Origin of the sequence: Actinoplanes sp. NPDC051475 (assembly GCF_040689425.1) — a bacterium.
In the GTDB taxonomy this organism is placed as follows: Bacteria; Actinomycetota; Actinomycetes; order Mycobacteriales; family Micromonosporaceae; genus Actinoplanes.
Window position 1 is genome coordinate 311,346 of record NZ_JBFAZZ010000003.1, and the last position, 20,220, is coordinate 331,565.

A 20,220-nucleotide genomic window follows, 5' to 3' on the forward strand; every position below is an offset into this window, starting at 1 on the left:
CGCCCTCACATCCTCACGTCGCGCGACGGGCTCGGAGTGACGCCGTGGCGGACCAGCCGGTGCCGGGCGCGTGCCAGATCCCAGCGAGCGCCCAGCGCCGCATAGATGGCGCACGCCTCGCCGCCGAGCCTTGCCGCGTCCCCCCGCTCCGCGCCACCGGCGACGATGACGGCCGCGTCCTCGAGGGCCGCAGCCCGGTCGATCACGCGTCCGGTAGCCCGGTCGTGGTCGGCCGCGGCAAGCGCGGCCGCCGCGTCTCGGGTCAGAAGTCCCTGGCACCGCAGCGCGGCGACGTGTCCGCGGCCGGGCCTCACCTCCAGGTCCGCCTCCGCCACGCAGACGGCCGCGGCGCGCTCCGCGAGGTCGAGGCGGCCTTCGTCGAGGGCGAGCCGGACGATCTCCGGCAACCACAGGTGACGCGGCAACAGGATGTCGGGCTCGGCGGTGAGCAGCTCGCCGGCGATCACCAGGGCGCGGACCGTGTCATGGCGCTGCTCGGCGACCAGGGCCCGGGCAACGATCAAGAACCCGGATGCCTCTTGATCGCCTTGCCCCGGCAGGCGGGCCGGGGACGCCGGTGACTCGACGTCCCGGTCTTCCGCCGCGACGATGAGCTCCGTGGCCAGGCCGGTTTCGCCACGGCGTGCGGCGACGAGCGCGGCGACGGCGTACAGGGCGTCCCCGGCACCGCCCTGTGCATCGTCGTACGCCGCGGCAAGCTCCGCGGCGACGTCGTCCCATCGCCCGCACCAGTAGGCCTGGATCGCCGATGCCGTGCGCAGGGGGACGGGCAGACCTCGGCTGATCGCGAACAGCGCGGCACGGTGCGAGGTCCGCTCCGCGTCGTCCAGCCGGTCAAGGGCGCGGAGGGTGGACATCCGGTCGCCGAGCAGCTCGAGGTACAGGTCGGCGAAGGACGAACAGTCGCGGATGTGTTCCAGCGCCTCGTCCACGATGCTCAGGGCGTGGTCGTGGGCCCGCCGGGCGGAGGCGGTCAGCCAGGTCGTCTGCAGGGCGAACGCGGCCTCGTAGGGCTCGTTCCGGGCGACTGCTCCGGCGTACAGCTGCGCAGCCCGGCGGTCCGTACGGTCCAGATCGGTGAGGTCTCCCCGGCGCAGCCGAGCCGTCAGCTTCCGGTGCCGGACGCGCCACGTCTCGGGGGTTGCCGGCTCCGCGATGGCGGCGTCCAGCAGGTCCACCGCGCGGCCCCCGTCACCCTGCCCGGCGGTTGCCGCGGCCAGTGCATGCCGCATCTCCTCCCGGTCGTCGGGCGCGACGGCCAGCTTCAGCGCTTCGTGAGCCAGCTCGACCGGAGAACGCCCACCTTGAGACTCGAACCTGACGGCGGCGCGGAGCAGCACCGCCCGGTCGGTGTTGCCCGGCGATCCGGATCGCAGGGCCGCATGGATCAGCGTGCCGGCGAGTGACGGGGCCCGGCGCAGAAGCTCCGCCTGGTGTTCCGCCGTCCAGGTCACGACCCAGTCGTCGACGGCGGGGGACTCCGCCGCGAGCTGACCGGCGACGCGCACGACCCCGGCGCCACCTCGGTGGAGCGCCTCGGCGGCTTGGCGCCGGCGGAACACCCGCAGGTCCTCCGGAATGCTCTCGCACAACGCCTCGCGCTGGAGGGGGTGGGCGAACGCAAGCGTAGTGCCGGTGTCGGACAGCAGGCCCGTGCCCACCGCCGATTCGAGGTGGCCGGCCAGGTCGAACGCGGGCAGCCCGGTCACGGCGAGCGCATCGTCGGTGGTGAACTCGCTGCCGAGCAGCGCGACCCGGCGAAGAACCTCCGTCGTGACGCCGTCCAGGGCCGCCAGGTCCGCGTGGAGCCGGTCGACTTTGGCCACCGGCGGCGTACCTAGTTTGACGACGTGCCCCTTCCTGTTCTCGGCGCGACGTCTCAGCATGTCGAGCCCCGCGCGCCCGGAGCCCGGTCGGGCTGCCGCCACGACGAGCAGCGGGAGGTGCAGGCTGGCGGCGATCAGCCGGCTCCAGAGACGCACGCTGGTGTCGTCCGCCCACTGGATGCCGTCGATCACCAGCAGCAGCGGACCCCGCCGACAGGTAGCGCGGACTTGTTCAGCGAGCGTGTCGGCTCGAACCCGGCCGTCGTCCGGCCGGCCGAGTGCTCGTGCGAGGACGCGCAGGGGAACGTGCCGGTCGAGGTCGTCGGCCGTGGCCCAGGCGACCTGGCAGCCGGCGTCGGTGAACGCGGCGGTCAGTAGCCTGGTCTTTCCGGCGGCCGGGCCACCCTCGAGCCACACCGCGTCGCCGGTGCCGGCGACCAGGCTTCGCGTCAGCTCGCGCAGTCGTTCGACTTCGGCGCGGTGTGCGAGCCCCGGCCCGAAGGACGCGCGGTGTGCAAGCCCCTGCCCGGAGGACGCGCGCCGCGCCGGCGCGGGCATGGCCCGTAGCGGCGGGTGCTGCCGGTCGCCGGCGCCGCTGGTGATGGTGCGGTGGAGGTCGCGCAGGGCAAGGCCGGGTTCGACGCCGAGCTCGGTGATCAGGGTCCGGCGCGCCGTACGGAAGACGTCGAGCGCCTCCGCGGTCCGGCCCGCCCGGTGCAGCGCCCGCATGAGCAGCTCGTGCAGAGGCTCGTGCAGCGGTTGGTCGAGCACCAGGGCCGCCAGCTCGGCGATGAGATCCCCATGACCGATCTCCATCAGCAGGCGGGCCCGGAGCTCCACCGCGGCGATCCGCTGCTCCTGCAAATGCGCGCGGTCCAGGCTGAGGCGCTCGCTCATCAGCCCCGCGTACGCGTCACCGTGCCACAACCGCAGCGCGTCGGCGAGCCGGTCCGCAGCCACGGCCGGATCTCCCCCGGCGCCCAGCTCGGCGGCATCGGCGACGAGGGCCGCGAACTGTTCGCTGTCCAGCTGAGCGGGATCCACGTCGAGGGCGTAGGCGGAGGCCTTGGAGGTCAGCAGCTCGTGCCCGACGGGGGCCAGGGCGCGCCGGAGGCCGGAGACATAAGTGTGGACGCCGCCTGCCGCGCTGGGCGGCGGTGCGGAGCCCCAGATTCCCTCGATCAGCTCGGCGCGGGCGACGAATCGCCCGGGCTCGCCCGCCAGCAGCGCGAACAGGGTGCGTTGGCGGGTCTGGCCCAGGTCGATCTCCCGGCCACCGAGCCAGGCGCGGACCGGTCCGAGAACCGACACGCTCAGCCCCGGCTGCCCCGTCGCCGGCACGACCTTCCTCGCCACACTCATAGAGCGGTGACCTCGAGATGGGAGAAAGCGACCGAGAACGGGGACCGGCCCCCCTCGTCCCCCACCTCGATGCCGAGACGGATCTTGCCCTCGGTGGGATTGCCGGCCGGAAGCCGCATCTCGCCCACCCGGCCACCGCCGCGAAAGACCTGCACGACGCCGCCGGATACGGCGATACGGATCTGCACCGGCTGGTTGAGGGCGATCGGCTGGGCGGCGGGCAGCGTCCCCACTGTCTTCGTGGTGGCGCCGGTCACGGCCGTCACCGAGATGGACTCGTGGCAGACATGCAGGACGTTTCCGCCGAGGCCGGGGTTCCAGAGGAACCGCATCGCGGCGCAGGTTCCCCTGGTCCCCAGGTAGGCGGTGACCTTGGCACTGAAGCCGTCCTTGACGATGACCTCCGGCCCGGAACACATGTACGAGGCACGGTCGACGCGTACCACCTTCAGCACGTCCGAGACCTCGCACTTGGCCAGGTGCGACGCGGTCTCGACGTTGGTGAACTGGCTCGGGGCCCGCAGCGCATCCTTGATGTAGGCGCCGCCGCCGGGCTGCGAGGACGCCGCCCGGTGCTCGTCCGTCCCCTTGGTGAGCGCCGCGAACCCGACGGCAGTGCCGCCGATGAGCACCGCTGCGGTGACCGCGCCGGCGACGCGCCGCCGGAGTCGCCGCCGACCGCCCGGCTCCGGTTCGCTTCGGGCCGGCGGCGGGGCCGTCGCGGGCGTGGGATCGGCGCCGTCAAGCAGCATGTCAAGCAGTTCGCGAGCGGTGGGACGCAGCTGCGGCTCTTTGGCGAGGGCTGCCTCCACGATCCGCCGCATCGGCTCGGGAAGGCCGCTGATCTCGGGCGGCTGCGTGAGGATCCGTGCCGCGGTGGCCGGCGCCGAGTCGCCGTCGAACGGGGCGTGCCCGGTGGCGGCGTAGGCGACGACGCATCCCCACGAGAAGACGTCAGCCGCAGCCGTCAGCGGGATTCGAGCGCTCGTGTCCAGCCGTTCGGGCGCCATGTAGGCGATCGTGCCGATGGTCTGGTCGGCCGCGGTCAGCTGGCTGGTGGCCTCCGTCATCCGAGCGATACCGAAGTCGATGACCTTGGGATTCCCGGGTGGCAGCAGCACGTTGTCGGGCTTGAGGTCGCGGTGGATCACGCCGGCCCCGTGGATGCCGGTCAGGGCGGTGGCCACGCCGACGGCCAGGGAATGAAGGTTCGCCGCACGCAGCGGGCCCCGCTGCTGGATAACCTCGGTCAGGCTGGGGCCGTCGACGTACTCGATCACCAAGTAGGGCGGATCGTGGTCGAGGTCGGCGCCGAGCACCTCGGCTGTGCAGAACGGCGGCACCTGCCGCGCGCGGGCGACCTCGCTGCGGAACCGCTCCTGGAACTCGTGGTGGTGCGCCAGTCCCGCATGCACGATCTTGAGAGCGACGTACGAATTGTCGTGATCGCGCCCGAGGTAGACGACGCCCATCCCCCCGGAGCCCAACCGCCCGACGAGGGTGTAGCCGCCGAGGTGCTCGGGATCGTCCTGGTGCAGCGGACCGGCACGGTACGCGGTATCCACAGATCCTCCCCCGTTGCAGCGCTGGAGTGAGGCCTGAGCGTAGTAGACGCCCGGCACCCCACGGTCGGCGTGCCGCCCCAGGTCAGGCGCGGTTGTACGACAGAACATCAAACAATGGCGCTGATCGCCGTCGTGTCAGTGCTGGAGGGGAATACAGCGTGCCCCTTCGGTTCCCGGCCATTGGTTTTCCCCATCGCCCTTCGGCATGGTGCATCCGTGACCCGACTGAGGAACCTTCTCGCAGCCAACGGAACACGAGCCGCCGCGGGCGGGGCGCTGCTGGTGGACGGGCTGACCGGCGTCGACGTCCCGGGAGGTCGCAAACGTGCCGGCCTGTTCGGTTCCGCGTTCATCGTGGCGGTCGGGGTGCTGATCGCCTGCGTCGGGTGGATGTGGCACGGCCGGCACACGCCCTATCCGGACGGCGTCGCCGCCACCGCCACGGTCACCCGGATCGAGACGTTCCACCAGAGCGAGAAAACGATGTATTCGCGGGTGTACACGTTCCAGACCGGCGAAGGGCGCAAGGTGCATTTCACCGAGCCGGAGCGCAGCACCAACCGCCCGGGGCTCGGTGCCACGGCGGTCGTCTCCTATCGGCCGGCCGATCCGGAGGGCGCGCGCGTCGTCCCGGACACCGACTGGATGCCGTACGGCGTGATGGCGATGGGCGGCCTGGTCGCCGTACTGGGCTTCGGCACGTTCGTGGTCCGGCTCGTGAGTCTGGGGTTCGGCGTCTACCTGCTCGGCAGTGCCTTCCGGCGCCGCAACGACTGAGCCGCCATGCCATCTCCGCACCTCGGAGGCGCTACGGTGGGCCACCGGAGAAGAGCTTGCCGGCTCGAGCCACGGCTCGTACCGGCCGGGCGGGAGTGGCGAGCCGATGACCGAGTGCGGGGCGGGTCTGGACCTCCGCTTGCTGGGTCCGGTGCGGGTCAGCCTCGACGGCGCCGAGATCGTCAGCGGGACCGACCGTCGGGTGGCCGTGCTCTGCATGCTCGCGATGCGCGCCAACCAGCCGATCTCGCGGGAAGAGATGGTGACCGCGGTCTGGGGCGAAGAGCCGCCGCCGAGCGCGCTCGGGAACATCTACAAGTTCGTCTCGGAGTTGCGCCGCGCGCTGGAACCGCAGGGCGGCCGGCGAGGCGCCGGACACGCGCTCAGCTCGGTCGCCGGAACCTATCTGTTGCAGCTTCCCGCCGGCGCGGTCGACGTGCAGCGCTTCGAAGGGGCGCGGGAGTACAGCCGGGCCTGCCGCGCTGCGGGAGACAAGATGGCCGAGCTGACTGCCCTGGAGGATGCCCTCGGCCTGTGGCAGGGCGAGGCGCTGGCCGGTGTCCCAGGGCCGTACGCGGCCGCCCAGCGGATCCGGCTGGCGGAACTGCGTCTCGCGAACGTGGAGCGGCGCGCCGAGCTTCTCGTCGGCTTGGGCCGGCACAACGAGGCGGTCCCGGCACTGCGAGAACTCGTCAACGCGTACCCATCGCAAGAGAAGTTCTACGCGCTGCTGATGGACGCCTTGTGCGGCGCCGGACGTGACGCGGAGGCGTTGACCGTCCATCGGCGCGCCCGGCGCTTCCTGGCGCAGTTGACCGGCGCAGAGCCGGGACTCTTGCTGCGGCGAGCCCACCAGCGGGCAACGGGCGCGGAACAATCCGAGAGGAGCGCTGCGGCTCGGCCTGCCGCAATCGTCGGTCGCAACGCCGAGGTTCTGCTCCTGCGTCGGGCGGTCGCCCAGCTCGCCGCGGGAACGGGCGGCCACATCCGGCTGGACGGGGGCCCGGGCGTCGGCAAGTCCGCCGTCCTCGACGCGGGTCTGCGCGGATCGCGGCCGGTCGGCTACCGCGCCGGGTGGAGCCGGGCCACGCTCGAGACCGGGCAGCCGCTGGCCACCCTCCTCGATTGCCTGGCCTCTGCCACGGGCGGTGCCGAGCCGCAGTGGCTGACCCGTCTTCGGCAGGTCCCCGCCGACCCCGCGATCCTCACTGCGAACGTCATCGCGGCGTTGCGGGAGGCCTGCGCTGAGTCGCCCCTTCTGCTGGTCGTCGACGACCTTCAATGGGCCGACGAGGCGACGTTGCGGGTATGGCCGCTCCTGAGACGGCTGTCGGCCGGACTCCCCCTGTTGCTGGCGGCCGCCGCCCGCCCCGACCCGGCGGTGCTGGACCGGCTGGGCTGGGAGGGCGCCATGCCCCTCGGGCCCTTGACGTCCGGCGAGTCCTCCGCCCTGGTCGTCGCCGCGGCCGGGCGGCCGCTCGACGTGAACGTCATCGAGCGGATCGTCCTCGACGCGGGCGGAAACCCCTGTTACTTGCTTGCGGGGGTCGCCGCCGCGCTGCACGACGACGGTACGCCGGAAGCCGGCGTACCCGCGGAAACGGCGGCGGCGGTCGCCCGGCACCTCGCCACGCTGAACGAACCCACCCAGCATGTCCTGCGAGCGATCGCGGTCCTCGGCGACGACTGCGACATCGCTCTGCTCGCCACGGCCACAGGGAAGCCCGCGAACAGCCTGCTCGACGCCGTCCGGGCGGCGCGCGCCGCGGGCCTGCTCACGACGTCCACCGAGACAATGACGTTCCGCCACCGGATCGTGGCGAGGGCACTGCGCGAGGGCACACCGGCCGCGCTGCGAGCCATGCTGCACCGGTCCTTCGCCGAGCAGCTGGCCGCCGCCGGAACGGCCCCCGCCCGGGTCGTCGGGCAGCTGCTGGCCGGCTCGGCGCCGCTGAGCGCCGAGATGTGCGCCTGGCTCGCCCGCAACATCGACGCCGCCGCCGAGCAGTCGCCTCGGGAGGCGGTCGACCTCCTGCGCAGGGCGTGCCTCCAGCCCGGCCTGGAGTCCGCGAACCGGCTTCGACTGACCGCCGCGCTGGCCCGGCTGCTGTTCCGGCTGGAACGGCCGGCGACGGAACCGGCCGAGTGGGTGGCCGCTCGCACCCAGGACACGGAATTGGAGGCGGAGATGCGCCTGTTGGCCGCGCTCAGCCACGAACGGGCAGGGGATGTCGAGCAGGCGGCGGCCGTGGCCCGCTGGGTCCTCGGCGCCCAGCGCGCGCCCGAGCCGTGGCTGGAGCGGTTCCGTGACCTGATGGCCCGGATTCGCCCCCGGATGACCGGCATTCCCACCAAACCACACGAACAGACCGTGACCGGCAACCGGCTCTGACCGGCAAGGATTCGATGAAGACTTCCGGAAGTTTTTCCGGATCGCCTCCCGGCAGTCTGGCCGTCGCATCGGCCGGCGGAAGGTGTCAGGGGGCAGTGGTGAGCGACGTTCTGGTGGCCCTCTACACGTCGACGCCGTTCGGGCACGCCGGTTTGGCCGGCTACCTGCGGCCGTACGCCGGCATCCGGCTGCTCACCGGCCCGGACCAGGCGGACGCGGACGTCGCGGTGGTGTGCTGCGACCGGCTCACCCCGGACGTCGTGGCGACGATGCGCCGCTGTGCGGCCCGGCGGACAGCGACCGTTCTCCTCGTCAACGAGATGACGGAGGCGGAGCTGCTCGTCGCCCTGGAGTGCCGGGTCGTGGAGATCCTCCCCCGGTCCGCCGTCGAGCCGGAACTGCTGAGCCGCAGCGTCATGGCCGCTGCCGGCGGCAACGGCGTGATGCCCGCCCGGCTCTGCGACGAGTTGCTCAAGCACATCGAGCGAGTGCAGCAGGAAACACTGCTGCCGCGTGGGTTGGGCGCCGCCCTCAGCCCGCGCGAGATCGATGTCCTGCGGTTGATGGCCGACGGCCTGAACACCCACGAAGTCGCGGCGGAGCTCTGCTACTCGCAGCGCACGGTCAAGAACGTCATCTACGACCTCACGCACCGTCTGCAGCTGCGCAACCGCTCGCACGCGGTGGCGTACGCGTTACGCGCCGGCATCATCTGACGCGCAACGCGCATACCCGGCCAGGTTGCGAACGAGAGAAGGACGACCATGAGCAAGATCAACCGCCGCCGGTTGCTGTGGGGTGCCGCGGCAGTGACCACGAGCGCCACCGGTGCAGGGATCGCCTTGAACGCCGCCGCGGACCAGGCGCCGGTCCCGGATCCCACCATCATGGCCTCGAGCACGCCTCCGGCCACCCCGCGCCTCGGTACCCTGCCGTGCATCACGGCCGACGCCCACCAGCTCAAGGCAGCCGTCGGTACGGGCATCACCGGGGTCAACGGCGCGAAATGGTACGACGACGCCCTCGGCATGTGGGACCCGGAGCGGGACCTTGTCCTGCCCGACGTGGTCGCGAAGACGAAACGCGCCGGACTCGGGCTGTTCCGCTACCCCGGGGGCACCTCCGCCAACCTGTTCCACTGGAAGCGAGCAGTGGGACCGCAGAGCGAACGCGGCAACCAGGTCTCCGGTCTCGAGGAGGCCGGACCTGTGGACAACCGGTTCGGGCCGGACGAATGGATGCCTTTCCTCAGGCAGATCGGCGCCGAGCTCACCATCATGGCCCCATTCGCCAGCACGGACCCGCAGGACATCGCCGACTGGGTGCAGTACATGAACGGCCCCCGGGGTACCGAGTTCGGCGACCTGCGCGCCCGGCACGGCCATCCCGAGCCATACGGCGTGCGTTACTGGGAGATCGGCAACGAGCACTACGTCGGCAAGGAACGCTATTGGATGAGCCCCGACACGCAGACCGCCCTCGGGCAGTACGCCTTCGGCGGCACTCAGCGCCAGAAAGGGCAGCGCGTCGGCACGAGGGACGACCACCGCCCGTCGGCGGGCGTCAGCCGCGGCAAGGCGCGGCAGCACTTCACGGTCCACTACCCACCGGTGGTCCCCGGCAGTCAAATCGTCCGCGTCGACGGTGTCCCGTGGACCGCCGTGAACGACCTGTCGAGCGCCCGGACGGCGAACGTCTACACGTTCGCACCGAAGACCGGCACCATCTGCTTCGGCGACGGCAGGAACGGCGCGATTCCCCGCACGGGAGCCGTCATCACCTGCGATTACGACTCCGGACCGCACGCCGGCTTCGTCGACTACTACCGGGCCATGAAGGCCGTCGACCCCACGATTCAGGTCATCGCCACATGGGCCCCGGTCAGCCGGGGAAGGCCTGCGCCCGGCAAGACCTTTCCGCAGATCATGGCCGAGCACGGCTGCGGTGACCAGTACGACGGCCTGGCCGTCCACCCGTACACCAGCATCACCCGCGACCTGGGCATCAAGAAGTTCCCGAATCGGATCGCCGGTCACCACGCCCAGATGATCGGCGACAAGGCTTCGCGCGACGCCGTCGCGGCGCTCCAGGCCGAGGTCCGGAAGCACGGCAAACCCTCCGCGTACGTCGTGGTCTCGGAGAGCGGCGCACTGTTCTTCGGCGACGACCACGACGGCTCGGCCTACCGCGAGTGGGCGTACGCCATGTCCCACGCCCTCTACCAGGGCTCGCAATGGTGCCACTTCCTGAATCTCGGGCTGCCGTGGGCGGTGGCCAACGACATGATCTCGACGACCCATGGCGTCTCCCGGTCGCTGCTCGGCGGTCCGCCGAAGTTCGTCTTCTCGGCCGACGCGACGGTACGGGAGCAGCTGAAATCGCTTCTGCGAGGCGGCGGTCACGTCATCGCCGCCGGCGTCACCGACAATGTGGAGGTCGTCACCGACCTGAAAACGCCCATCGGCAGCACCTACCGCGCGCTGGTGACCACCGCGACCCTCGACAGGACCGGCTGTCTCACTGTGGTGGTCGTCAACCGGTCACCGAATGCGGCCATCAAGGCCGAGGTCTCCCTCCGCGGTTTCAAGCCCTCCGGTGCGGTCGGCGTGTCGGTGGTCTCCGGGGCCGAATACGACAGTTTCAACGACGCCGACCACCCGGACGACGTGACGATCCGCCGGTCGACGACCACGATCCGGACGCCCACGCTGACCCGCACCTTCGACGCCCATTCGGTGACCGTGCTGCGGTTCGCCGCATGACGGGCCACCTCGGCGAACGGCTGCCCTCTGGGGCTGTTGCCGGGCCCGAGCGGGCGCCGATCGAGCCGCTGCATTGATTACCCGATCCGGCGGGATCAACCTTCTCCACTATGTCGAAAAGCATGCGGGTGTGGGCCACCGTGCTCCTGGCGGCCTCGGCCGGTATGGCCGGCGGATGCGGCGCGCTCGGAACCGGCGCAGCGAGCCCCCGCCCGGAACCGTCACCGAGCGCGCAGGCGCCGCTGCCGCCCCGCCAGGCGCTGCGCAAGAGCATCGAGCTGGTGGCTCGATCCACCTTCCGGCTGACGTTCAAGGACGCCGGATCGACCACGACCGCCGCCGTCGATCCGGCCGCCCGCAACGCGTCGATGCACTCGCAGAAGGGGTCCGGGGAGCATCGGCAGGCCGTCCAGATGAGGCAGATCGGCGACCGGCTCTGGATGAAGTTGCAGGCCTCAGGCGTGCTGACCGACGCCATTCCGCAGCAGTGGATGCGCATCGACCCGGCCAGGCTCCAGCGGCCGCAAGAGATGCACCTGGTGCAACCGGACCCGACGACCGCGACCACCGTGCTCGACCACATCGTCACGGTGACCGGCGGGGACGATCACTACACCGGTACGGTCGACCTGACGGCCACCCCGAAGAAGCAACTCATCACCGGTTTCACGCTCGACAAGGACGCGCTCGGGCGCCTCGGCGACCGGGCAAAGGCGTTGCCGTTCGACGCGACGACGGACGAGCAGGGCCGGCTGGTCCAGCTCACGGTCTCCGTTCCGTCCGTCGGCGACCAGCCCGCCTACGCGGACGTTCTCACACTGCACCACTTCGGCCTGAAGGTCACACCGAAGGCACCGGCCGGCGCGATCGACGCCGTCGAGTACATCTACGTGATCGCAAACTCGCAGTAATCGTGCCGGGACCGCAGGGAGCCGGAAGGTGCCGGCCTCGCCTCAGTGAGGAGATCTGATGAGCAGTCGAGCCGCAGCTGCGGACTACCGCTGGTTTCAGCAACGATACGGAGACCTGGAAACCTACTGCTTCACGCTCGTGCATCGGATTTCCCCCGGAGAGCTGCTCCAAGCCCTCGGAGCGGAGCCACAGATGCGCATTGTCAGCGTTGACGGGCTGAGGCAACCGGCGCAGAAGGCGATAGTCGAACGCGACCAGATCCTCGCAGGCGTCACCGCCGTGGGAGAGTGGTGCCTGATGGTCGAGATCGGCGGATTCCTGGGGGCTCTCGACGGGGCGATGCGCCCCCTTTCGAAGGGTCGCACAGTGGTGTCGAACCAGCGCGGCATCAGCGGCGAGTCCTATTTCTCCCGATGGCATGACGGCGCGTTGTGCCTGAGATTCGATCATGCCTTCGCGGGCGACCGTGAAGGATCCCACCCTGATGAGTACCTCACCGACATGCGGGAATCCGGCTATGACATCAGGGATGACGAGGATGATGACTCGGACATCGATTTCGAACGGCAGTTCGCAGCCGGATTCGCGCTTTCCGAACGGATCACAGGAATAGAGTTGACATCGACCCTCTTCACGTCGGCCGAGTTCGTCGCCGGGGAGGCACGCTGGCAGGACTGGTGACGGCCGTGTATCGAGCGGACCGGCCTGCTTCACGTATACATCGAGCAGGGTGGTTGCCGAAGTCGCCGTCCCCGCCGAGAAGAGGCGAGGACGGCGACGACGATGAGCAATCGGCCGGCTAGCGGGATCGTGACCAGGCCCGGAGCCGCATGAACGTCTCGATCACATGTCAGTGGCCTGCCTGCCAGCACGCTGAGCCGGTGTGGCAGTTCTTGAGAGCCTCGAGGGTCGCATGCAGCTCGGCTCGCCGGCTTGCGGACAGTGTTCCCGCGACGTTGTGCAACTGCTGCGGGTCACTCTGGAGGTCGTAGAACTCGCGCTGACCGTTCGCGTACTCGACATAGGTGTAGGTCTTGCTGCGGATGGCATCGTAGGTCGGCGGATTGCCGGCAGCGGCGGCTTGCAGGTCCGGATCGGCGGCGTCGTTGTTGTCACCGTGGTGCTCCACCAGGGTGACGTTCCGCCAGTTCTGCCCGGCGTCGCCGTGCAGCAGGCCGACGAGGCTGTGCCCGTCGACCCGGTCCTCGACCGGTGCGCCGCCCAGCCGCTGGAACGTCGGAGCGAGGTCGACGTTCGACGTGATTTCGTTGCTCGTGCTGCCTGCGCGGATACGGGGGCCGACGACCACCAGGGGGACGTTGATGTCCGTGTCGAAGGCCGTCTGCTTACCCGGCATCAGCCGGTACTCCCCCATGTGGAAGCCATTGTCCGAGCCGAACACGAAATAGGTGTCGTTGGCTACGCCGGCATCGCGCAGGGTCTGTCGCATCGACGAGATCATGCGGTCCACCGACTGCACGGCCTGGGCCCGATGCCGGAACTTGCGGTTGATCTCCTTCTTGTCGGCGGCCGACAGCTTGGTCCGCGAGGCCAGCCAACCCGGAGCTTTCGACGGCGTCTTGTTGAACGCCTTCGGCGTCGGCGCCTCCAGGCCGGGAAACGCGTCCTCGTCTCGCGGCGCCGGCCTGGCCGGGGCATGGGGCGCGAAGGTCGCCAGCTCCAGCAGGAAGGGCTTGTCGGCGCCGGCCGCCTGTCTGACGAACGCCTCGCCCTTGCGCGACATGACGTCAACCAGATAGTCCTTGGGCTGGTGACCGTATTTCACGGTCTTGTGGTTCTCGGCGAGACAGTAGCCGTATTCCTTGTAAGCGTTGCCCGCCACATCCCACTCGTCCCAGCCCGGCGGCACCACCGCGGGCGGCGCGCCGGCCTTGCACGACGGCGTATAACCGTTCAGGTATTTGCCCATGAACGCCGTCCGGTACCCCCGCCTGTTCAGGGCCGTGGCGAAGGTGTTCGCTTCCTCACCTCGGTTATGGAAGACCCCATAGCCGCCGTCAGGGGAAGTGTTCGTGAAGACTCTCGTATCGTGCGGGAATTCCCCGGTGAAGATCGAGGACCGCGACGGGCAGCAGAGTGAATCACTGACCACGAAGTTGCTGAAGGTCATCCCTTCGCTCTGCAGCTGCGCCACGGCGGGCATGTGCTTCACCAGGTTCCACGACAGGTCATCGGTGAGCACGAAAACGATGTTGGGCCGGTCTCCCGCAGCGGCGACAGCCGAGCTTGCGGTCGGGACCGTTCCCGTCGCATTGGTGTCGGCATTGGCAGCCACGGTCGACAAGCCGGCACCTAGGAGTGCCAGTGTTCCCACACCAGCGATCAACAGTCTTTTCTTCATACCGGCAGCTTGCGGAGCGCGGACGTCAGCTGCAATCCGCGCTGACGGCCATTGCCCACTCGGGCCACCAGGGGGCCCTTCACGGCCTACGCGCTTGACGTTTCCGGGTGCCTGACCTGCGGCCGTGATGGCCTGACGGCTCACAGCGGGGCGTTCGCGGGGTAGCTGCCATGATTGACCCGTGGGTGTCGCGCAATGACTGAACCGATACGGATCGACCTGCTCGGACCGGTGATCGTCCGGGCCGGGGAGTCTGCGATCGACCCTGGGCCCCCGCAGCAGCAGGCGTTGCTGGCTGCCCTCGCACTTCGCCGCGGAGTCACCGCGGACACCGCCGCGTTGACGCAGGAAATCTGGGGGGTGGGCGCTCCGGCGAGTGCTGCGGCGATCATCCGCAACTACGTGCACCGGCTCCGCCGCAACGGCCTGACGATCGCCTCCACCGCACACGGATACGCGGCCGAGGCGATACTCGACCTCGACCTTTTCGAACAGCTCGTCGCCGATGCCGACGATGCCCGCGCTACGGGCGATCGTGTCGGCGCCGCAGCGTTCTTGCGGAAGGGTCTGGCGTTGTGGCGCGGCCCGGCGCTCGCCGGCGTCGTCGGTCCGGGCGCCGAGTCGTGGCGCACCGAGCTGGAACAACGACGGCTCGCCGCGCTCACGGCCCAGTTCGAGATCGACATCGCGCTCGGCCGCCATCATCAGGTGCTTCCCCACCTGCGAACGGCGATCGAGGATCGGGCTCTCGACGAGCACCTCCGCGGATTACTGATGACCGCGCTGTACCGGGCCGGGCGGCAGGCCGACGCGATCGCGGTCTATCAAGACGGTCGGCGTTTGCTCCGCGACATGCTGGGCGTTGATCCGGCACCGGAACTGCAGAGTCTGTACACCCGGATTCTGCGGTCGGACCCGGCACTGAGAGTCGCGGACGATGACGTCAGACCGGCGCAGCTGCCGGCCACCCCGGCGATCTTCGTCGGCCGCGGCAACGAACTGCTGCGCCGGCCCGGGGAGGCGCAGACGGTGGTGATCGCCGGCATGGCCGGCGTCGGGAAGACCACGCTGGCCGTGCAGTGGTCGCACCGCCACCGCGACTGGTTCGTCGACGGACAGCTATACACCGACTTGCGGGGATACAGTGCCGACCGGGCAGCGGCACAGCCGGCCGATGTACTCGAAGAGTTTCTGCGGTCCTTGGGAGTTGCAGCCGTCGACGTGCCCAGTGATCTGACCGGGCGCGCGAGCCTGTTCCGCACCCTCGTGGCCAACCGCAGGATGCTGATTCTGCTGGACAACGCCAACTCGGCGGGGCAGGTGCTCGATCTTCTTCCCGGCGCCGGTGAGTCGGTCGTCGTCGTCACCAGTCGCAACGATCTGCCCGGGCTGCTCGCCCGCACCGGCGCTCGGTTGCTGCGACTTGAACCACCCGATCATGAAGAGGCGCTGGACCTGCTGGCCGCGCGGGTCGCCGATGACCGTATCCGGGCAGAACCAGCCGCGCATGACCTCGTCGACCTGTGCGGTCGCCTGCCGTTGGCGCTGACCGTCGTGGCCGCCCGGGCGACAGCCCGGCCGCACGTCCCGCTGGCCGCGATCGCCGCCGAACTCCGGGCGGCACACCAACCCCTGGACGCCTTACGGACACCCGACGACGTTGTCAACGTTCGCTCAGCCCTGTCCTGGTCCTACGGCGCTCTGAGCGAGCCGGCCGCTCGAACCTTTCGATGCCTCGGAGCTCACCCCGGTCCCGACGTCACCGTCAACGCGGCAGCCAGCATGCTGGCCTGCGACGCGACCGCGGGTCGCGCCACGCTTGACGAACTGACGTCGGCCCATCTCCTCACCGAACACCGAGCCGGCCGCTTCACGATGCATGACCTCGTCCGATCCTTCGCAGGCGAACTCGCCGACCCGAAGACCGATCGTGGCGCAGTGCACCGCATGCTCGACCACTACCTGCACACGACTCATGCGGTCGTCCGGCGAGCCTATCCGGTTCGGCACCATATCGCGCTGGACCCACCGCTGGCCGGGGTGCTGGTGCTTGATGCGGACCCCGTCGCGTGGTTCGACGAAGAGCATCCCGTGCTGCTGGCAGCTCTCGACCTCGCCGTCGCCGCCGGGTTCGACCGGCATGCTTGGCAGCTGAGCTGGCTGCTCCGCGATCACTTGAACCAGAAGGGTCTCTGGCATCAGCTCCAGGTATCCCAGCAGCTCGGGGCCGCGGCGGCCGCGCGCTGCAATGATCCGGTCGGCGAGGCGTACTGCCTGCGTGGTCTGGCCGTCATGGACGTGAACATGGGCCGTCATGAGACTGCGCTTGCCCGCCTGCGTCAGGCGTTGGGGGTCTTTCTGGAAACCGGCGAGAAGGATGCCGTCGCCGACTGCCGTAACCAGATCCTCGCCGTCCTCCTCGATGACGGCGACAAGACGGGAGCGCTCGATGAGGCGCTCAAGGCTCTGGCCCTGTATCCGCCCGGTTCCCACCCCGGCCGGCGGGCGGCGGCACTCAACACGGTCAGCTGGGCGTACGCCACGCTCGAGCGATACGAACCGGCACTCGTGCACTCGCAAGAGGCCACGTCCTTGATCGACCACCTCGGCCCGCACGGTCAGGCCGCCGTCTGGGACACGCTCGGCTACATCCAGTCGCGGCTCGGCGATTGCGACGGCGCCGAGCACAGCTTCGGGCGGGCAATAGAGCTTTACCAGCGGTTCGACGCTCCTTTTCGCCACGCGGACACCCTCGTGCGACTCGGGCAGGCCTACGAGGCGGCCGGGCGGATCCAGACGGCCGAGGACACCTATCGCAAGGCGCTGAGCGTGGTCACAGACAACGACGACCTTCGCCTGTCTCCGTTGAGCGGCTGGTTGAGCGAGCGTTTACAGGACGTCCACGGATCGTAGACACCCGCTCCGCCACCATGGAGCGCGCCTCGAGTGAGGCGACGGGTCGTCGGGTGTGGGGTGGCAAGCTGCTGATGAACACAAGGGTTCAGAAAGTCAAGGTTGCCGTGTACTCGGCAGATCCCGTCAGCAGTGCCGGCCTCCGAGAATACGTACGCCAAAGCGCAGACCTCGAGCTGTCCGAGGATGCACCGCAGGTCCGCATCATGGCCGACGAGGGACGACTGGTACCGGTTCTGCAGAACCTGAACGAGTACGCAGGCACCGATGTCGCTCAGATCCTCGTCGGCGAGCTACCTTCCGGCGCCGTGGTGCATGCGGTCGACGCGGGGCTACGCGCAGTCCTGACTCCGCGACGGACGGATGCCACAAGCTTGGCTCGCGCCGTCCGGACTGTGGCAGCGGGCGGGACTCTGTTACCGCCGCTGTTGGTCACCGAGCTCGTGCGGCACATCAATCGGGTACAGCATGAGGTACTCGTCCCGAACGGGCTGAGCACCTCAGGACTGACGACACGCGAACTGGACGTGCTGCGGCTGCTCGCCGAGGGCTACGACACGGCAGAGATCGCCACCAAGCTGAACTGGGCCCAGCGTACGGTCAAGAACATCGTCCGAGTCCTGAATTCCCGCTTGGACCTGCGCAATCGCACCCATCTCGTCGCCTGGGCCGTCCGTAACGGTCTGATCTGAATACTGAATCGAGAAGGAAGTTCGTACGACGCCCGCCCATACCGCCGGTCAGCGGTACAGGCGGGCAGACTGCCAGGAATCATCGGACCGTGGTCGTTGCAGCTGGAAGGGTCCGACGGATCAATAGATCCTGATCCACTCGACGGTCACCTTGCCGTCGAACCAGTCAGCCTGATGCTTCTTGAACTCGTGGGTGTGGAACCTTCCCCTGACGTCCTTGTAGCGAAACTTTCCGGCATTGTTCCCCGAACGCCAAAAGTTTGCCCTGGTGGCTCCGAGCTTCTTCTTTCCGGCATCTGCGAGGCAGGAGGGCAGTGCCTGACCGTTGACAATGTTGATGAAGGTGAAGAACTCGTGCCTGCCGAAGAACATCCCGTCTATCGCGCAGGCAATCGGGCCGACGAAATGGATGTTGCCCGCTCGCGCTGCGGGCTGGGATGGCTGGGTGGATTCCCGGGCTCCGGCGTAGCCCGATGTAGGCGCTACGAAGACCGCTCCGGCGGTCAGCGCGCCGGCCATGACAAGCGCCGGCCCCACGTTCCTTACGTTTAATCGCATGATTGCTCCCCTCTAGAGATTTGCAGGAACGATAAGCGACGTCAAAAAGCAATTCAAAGTCCGACGGCTCACTGAGGCGCGAACGGGGCCCGAAGGGGCACCCGAGCTCAATGACGAATTCTTGAAGCTGGGTTCAGGTGAGAGGTTCGCCGAAGGCCTCTTGCGGTCTCATGGCTCGGCCGCGGAGGAACTCGGCGGTGAAGACGCCCGCATTCATCGTGGCGGCGCGGACCGCCGCGAGTTCCGCCGCGTCATCGGGGTCGGGCACCTGGCCCAAGGCTTCAAAGGCCGCATGGGCAACGCCGGCCATCAACGCCGCTTGCTGGTGGTCTCCCTCGGTCGTCCCACCCCTGAGTATCACAGTCTGGCCTTCTGCGAACTCGGCCTCGGCAACGTGAAGCGCGCGCGGGAGTTGTTCACGGCGAGTCGGAGGTTACCGTCTCCGGCCGGCCGAGCTCCTCGTTGAGGGCAATGCCGGCCTCATAGAGGCCCCGCGCTCGGTCCAGGTCGCCGGACATCCGGGTGACCGCCGCCAGCACGTGCCGTGGCCGCTCTTCCAGGCTACGGTCACCGGCCCGCACCGGCACCGCGAGGGCTGTCTCGGCCAACTCCTCACCGCGGTGGAGGTCTCCGTTGCGGACTGCCACCCGGGCAAGGCTGTACAGCGCCTCCACCTCTCCTGCCGGATCCCCGGTGGCCCGAGCCCGACCGAGCTCCGCCTCGCTCATCCGCGTCACTGTGTCGGTGTCGCCGCGCGGAAATGCGCTGCGTACGTCTTCGCCGAAACTCATCGTGGCTCCGTGATCAGGACGGTCCGGGGACGCCGATCGCATGGGCGGTCGATGCCGCCGTAGCCGGCCGGAACAGCGCGAAACGAATGAGACGCCGGTCTGGGCCTTCGGACCTGACAGCGGCTGACAACGGTTCGCCGGCGCCCGGATATACCGGCTACGGTGACTCGAGTTATTCAAGCGATCAATACGGCACGTGGATGACCGGCCCCTTCGGGTGCCGTGCTGACTTCAAGGGGCAGAACCGCGTCAGTCGTTCCAGAACGAGGAGTCGTCACCAGCCCAGGTAGCTGCGCGTCAGGGCGGCGATGTGCTCGGCGACGTCGATGCCGCCCTTCTGGCTCGACTGTCCGTGTGAGAGCACGGAAATAGCCACGTCCGTCTTCTCGCCAGAGATCCAGCCCGTGCTGTTGATGATCCAGTGGTACTGCCCGCAAGGGCCGGCAGAAGGCGTTCCTGCCTCGTGGCCGGCGCGGCGGCCCGATTCTGTCCGGATTCGATTCACCTTTCCCCGGATCGGAAGGCCTCACGATCCTCTCTGGGCGCGCGATCGGGCCTCCGGCCGCCGCTTGCATGAAGGGGTACTAGACGTGCCTCACAACGCAGGCGATGCGGCCGGCTGCGCCGACGAGGTTCTATCGTTGCGTCTCCGGCCCTCATCACACGGGCGGTCTTCACGGCGTTGTGCAGCGCTGGTCGGCGTTCTTCGAACGATCAGCTCCGCTACGCCTGTCCACTCCGGCAGAAAGGGGCCGGCATGCGTCACATGCGTCTGTGTGCGGTCGCAGCCGTCAGGCAGGACCGACTCCGCGAGCGGCGATCGCGCATAGCCCAGGTGAATGCGCTCGAAGAGCGTCTCGGCCTGAGACTGCCGAACACGTACCGGCAGTTCCTGCATCGGTCGATCACTCGGTCGACCGGCCGGCACGGCTTGCAGCTTCTCCCCGCCGACGAGGTCGACCTGATCGGTCGATTGAATCCCCTGCTCACCGGTGTGCGGTTTCCCGTCGCCGAACTGACCGGCCGCCGCACACACGAGTCGGCGATAGTGAGTCCCGAGCACGTGCAGATCGGCGGCGATCTTGATGACTGCAGTGCCGACGTTTGCACCCTTGTCCCTCGCGGGGCGCAGGGCCTGGGCTGGGAGGCATGGGTGATCTCCGGGGTGGACGGTCACGTGATCAGGCTGCCGGCGTTCCACCACCTGGAATCGCTAACTCGTTTTCGGCCCGCCTAGCGAACGCTGTCCAGCGTTATCCGGCGGAGATGCCGACAATCGATCACCGG

15 protein-coding genes are annotated in these 20,220 nt (G+C 69.1%); 8 read left to right on the plus strand and 7 right to left on the minus strand.

Translation table 11 applies throughout. The annotated features are described in order from the left end of the window. Positions 1–5 precede the first annotated feature (5 nt). On the minus strand, positions 6–3,209 hold the full coding sequence (locus AB0368_RS08800) for a BTAD domain-containing putative transcriptional regulator (RefSeq protein WP_366153215.1): 3,204 nt from the start codon (positions 3,207–3,209) through the stop codon (positions 6–8). Next, positions 3,206–4,774: a serine/threonine-protein kinase gene (locus AB0368_RS08805; RefSeq protein WP_366153216.1), complete on the minus strand. Its 1,569-nt coding sequence runs from the start codon at positions 4,772–4,774 to the stop codon at positions 3,206–3,208. Before AB0368_RS08805 ends, AB0368_RS08800 begins: the two co-directional genes overlap by 4 nt. A 216-nt stretch (positions 4,775–4,990) precedes the next feature. Here AB0368_RS08805 and AB0368_RS08810 point away from each other — a divergent pair, with 216 nt between their 5' ends. The 6 genes from AB0368_RS08810 to AB0368_RS08835 all read left to right on the plus strand — a co-directional run bounded on the left by AB0368_RS08810 (position 4,991) and on the right by AB0368_RS08835 (position 12,298). Continuing rightward, entirely contained in the window at positions 4,991–5,551 is a 561-nt protein-coding gene (locus AB0368_RS08810; protein WP_366153217.1) for a DUF3592 domain-containing protein, read from the plus strand. A 106-nt stretch (positions 5,552–5,657) separates the two neighbouring features. After that, positions 5,658–7,943 carry a BTAD domain-containing putative transcriptional regulator gene (locus AB0368_RS08815; RefSeq protein ID WP_366153218.1) on the plus strand — a complete coding sequence of 762 codons (2,286 nt, stop codon included), beginning with the start codon at positions 5,658–5,660 and terminating at the stop codon, positions 7,941–7,943. Between the two features lie 152 nt (positions 7,944–8,095). After that, on the plus strand, positions 8,096–8,659 hold the full coding sequence (locus tag AB0368_RS08820; RefSeq protein ID WP_366153352.1) for a LuxR C-terminal-related transcriptional regulator: 564 nt from the start codon (positions 8,096–8,098) through the stop codon (positions 8,657–8,659). A gap of 48 nt (positions 8,660–8,707) precedes the next feature. Next, positions 8,708–10,705, plus strand: coding sequence for a hypothetical protein (locus AB0368_RS08825; protein WP_366153219.1), 1,998 nt, complete (start codon positions 8,708–8,710; stop codon positions 10,703–10,705). Between the two features lie 110 nt (positions 10,706–10,815). Further along, positions 10,816–11,616, plus strand: coding sequence for a hypothetical protein (locus AB0368_RS08830; protein ID WP_366153220.1), 801 nt, complete (start codon positions 10,816–10,818; stop codon positions 11,614–11,616). 58 nt (positions 11,617–11,674) lie between these two features. Beyond that, positions 11,675–12,298, plus strand: coding sequence for a DUF6461 domain-containing protein (locus AB0368_RS08835; protein WP_366153221.1), 624 nt, complete (start codon positions 11,675–11,677; stop codon positions 12,296–12,298). A 169-nt stretch (positions 12,299–12,467) separates the two neighbouring features. Here the strand turns inward: AB0368_RS08835 and AB0368_RS08840 are convergent, their stop codons facing one another. Then, entirely contained in the window at positions 12,468–13,979 is a 1,512-nt protein-coding gene (locus AB0368_RS08840) for a sulfatase-like hydrolase/transferase (RefSeq protein WP_366153222.1), read from the minus strand. Positions 13,980–14,174: 195 nt separating this feature from the next. Here AB0368_RS08840 and AB0368_RS08845 point away from each other — a divergent pair, with 195 nt between their 5' ends. Further along, positions 14,175–16,892, plus strand: a complete 2,718-nt coding sequence (locus AB0368_RS08845) for a BTAD domain-containing putative transcriptional regulator (protein WP_366153223.1) — start codon at positions 14,175–14,177, stop codon at positions 16,890–16,892. Between the two features lie 17 nt (positions 16,893–16,909). Continuing rightward, positions 16,910–17,584, plus strand: a complete 675-nt coding sequence (locus tag AB0368_RS08850; RefSeq protein WP_366153224.1) for a response regulator transcription factor — start codon at positions 16,910–16,912, stop codon at positions 17,582–17,584. A gap of 120 nt (positions 17,585–17,704) precedes the next feature. On the opposite strand, the gene AB0368_RS08855 is transcribed toward AB0368_RS08850, so the two are convergent. The 4 genes from AB0368_RS08855 to AB0368_RS08870 all read right to left on the minus strand — a co-directional run bounded on the left by AB0368_RS08855 (position 17,705) and on the right by AB0368_RS08870 (position 20,110). After that, positions 17,705–18,142 carry a hypothetical protein gene (locus AB0368_RS08855; RefSeq protein ID WP_366153225.1) on the minus strand — a complete coding sequence of 146 codons (438 nt, stop codon included), beginning with the start codon at positions 18,140–18,142 and terminating at the stop codon, positions 17,705–17,707. A gap of 133 nt (positions 18,143–18,275) precedes the next feature. Then, positions 18,276–18,452, minus strand: a complete 177-nt coding sequence (locus tag AB0368_RS08860; protein ID WP_366153226.1) for a hypothetical protein — start codon at positions 18,450–18,452, stop codon at positions 18,276–18,278. A 106-nt stretch (positions 18,453–18,558) separates the two neighbouring features. Next, positions 18,559–18,933, minus strand: a complete 375-nt coding sequence (locus AB0368_RS08865; RefSeq protein ID WP_366153227.1) for a tetratricopeptide repeat protein — start codon at positions 18,931–18,933, stop codon at positions 18,559–18,561. Positions 18,934–19,528: 595 nt separating this feature from the next. Next, positions 19,529–20,110, minus strand: coding sequence for a hypothetical protein (locus tag AB0368_RS08870; RefSeq protein WP_366153228.1), 582 nt, complete (start codon positions 20,108–20,110; stop codon positions 19,529–19,531). Positions 20,111–20,220: the final 110 nt, after the last annotated feature.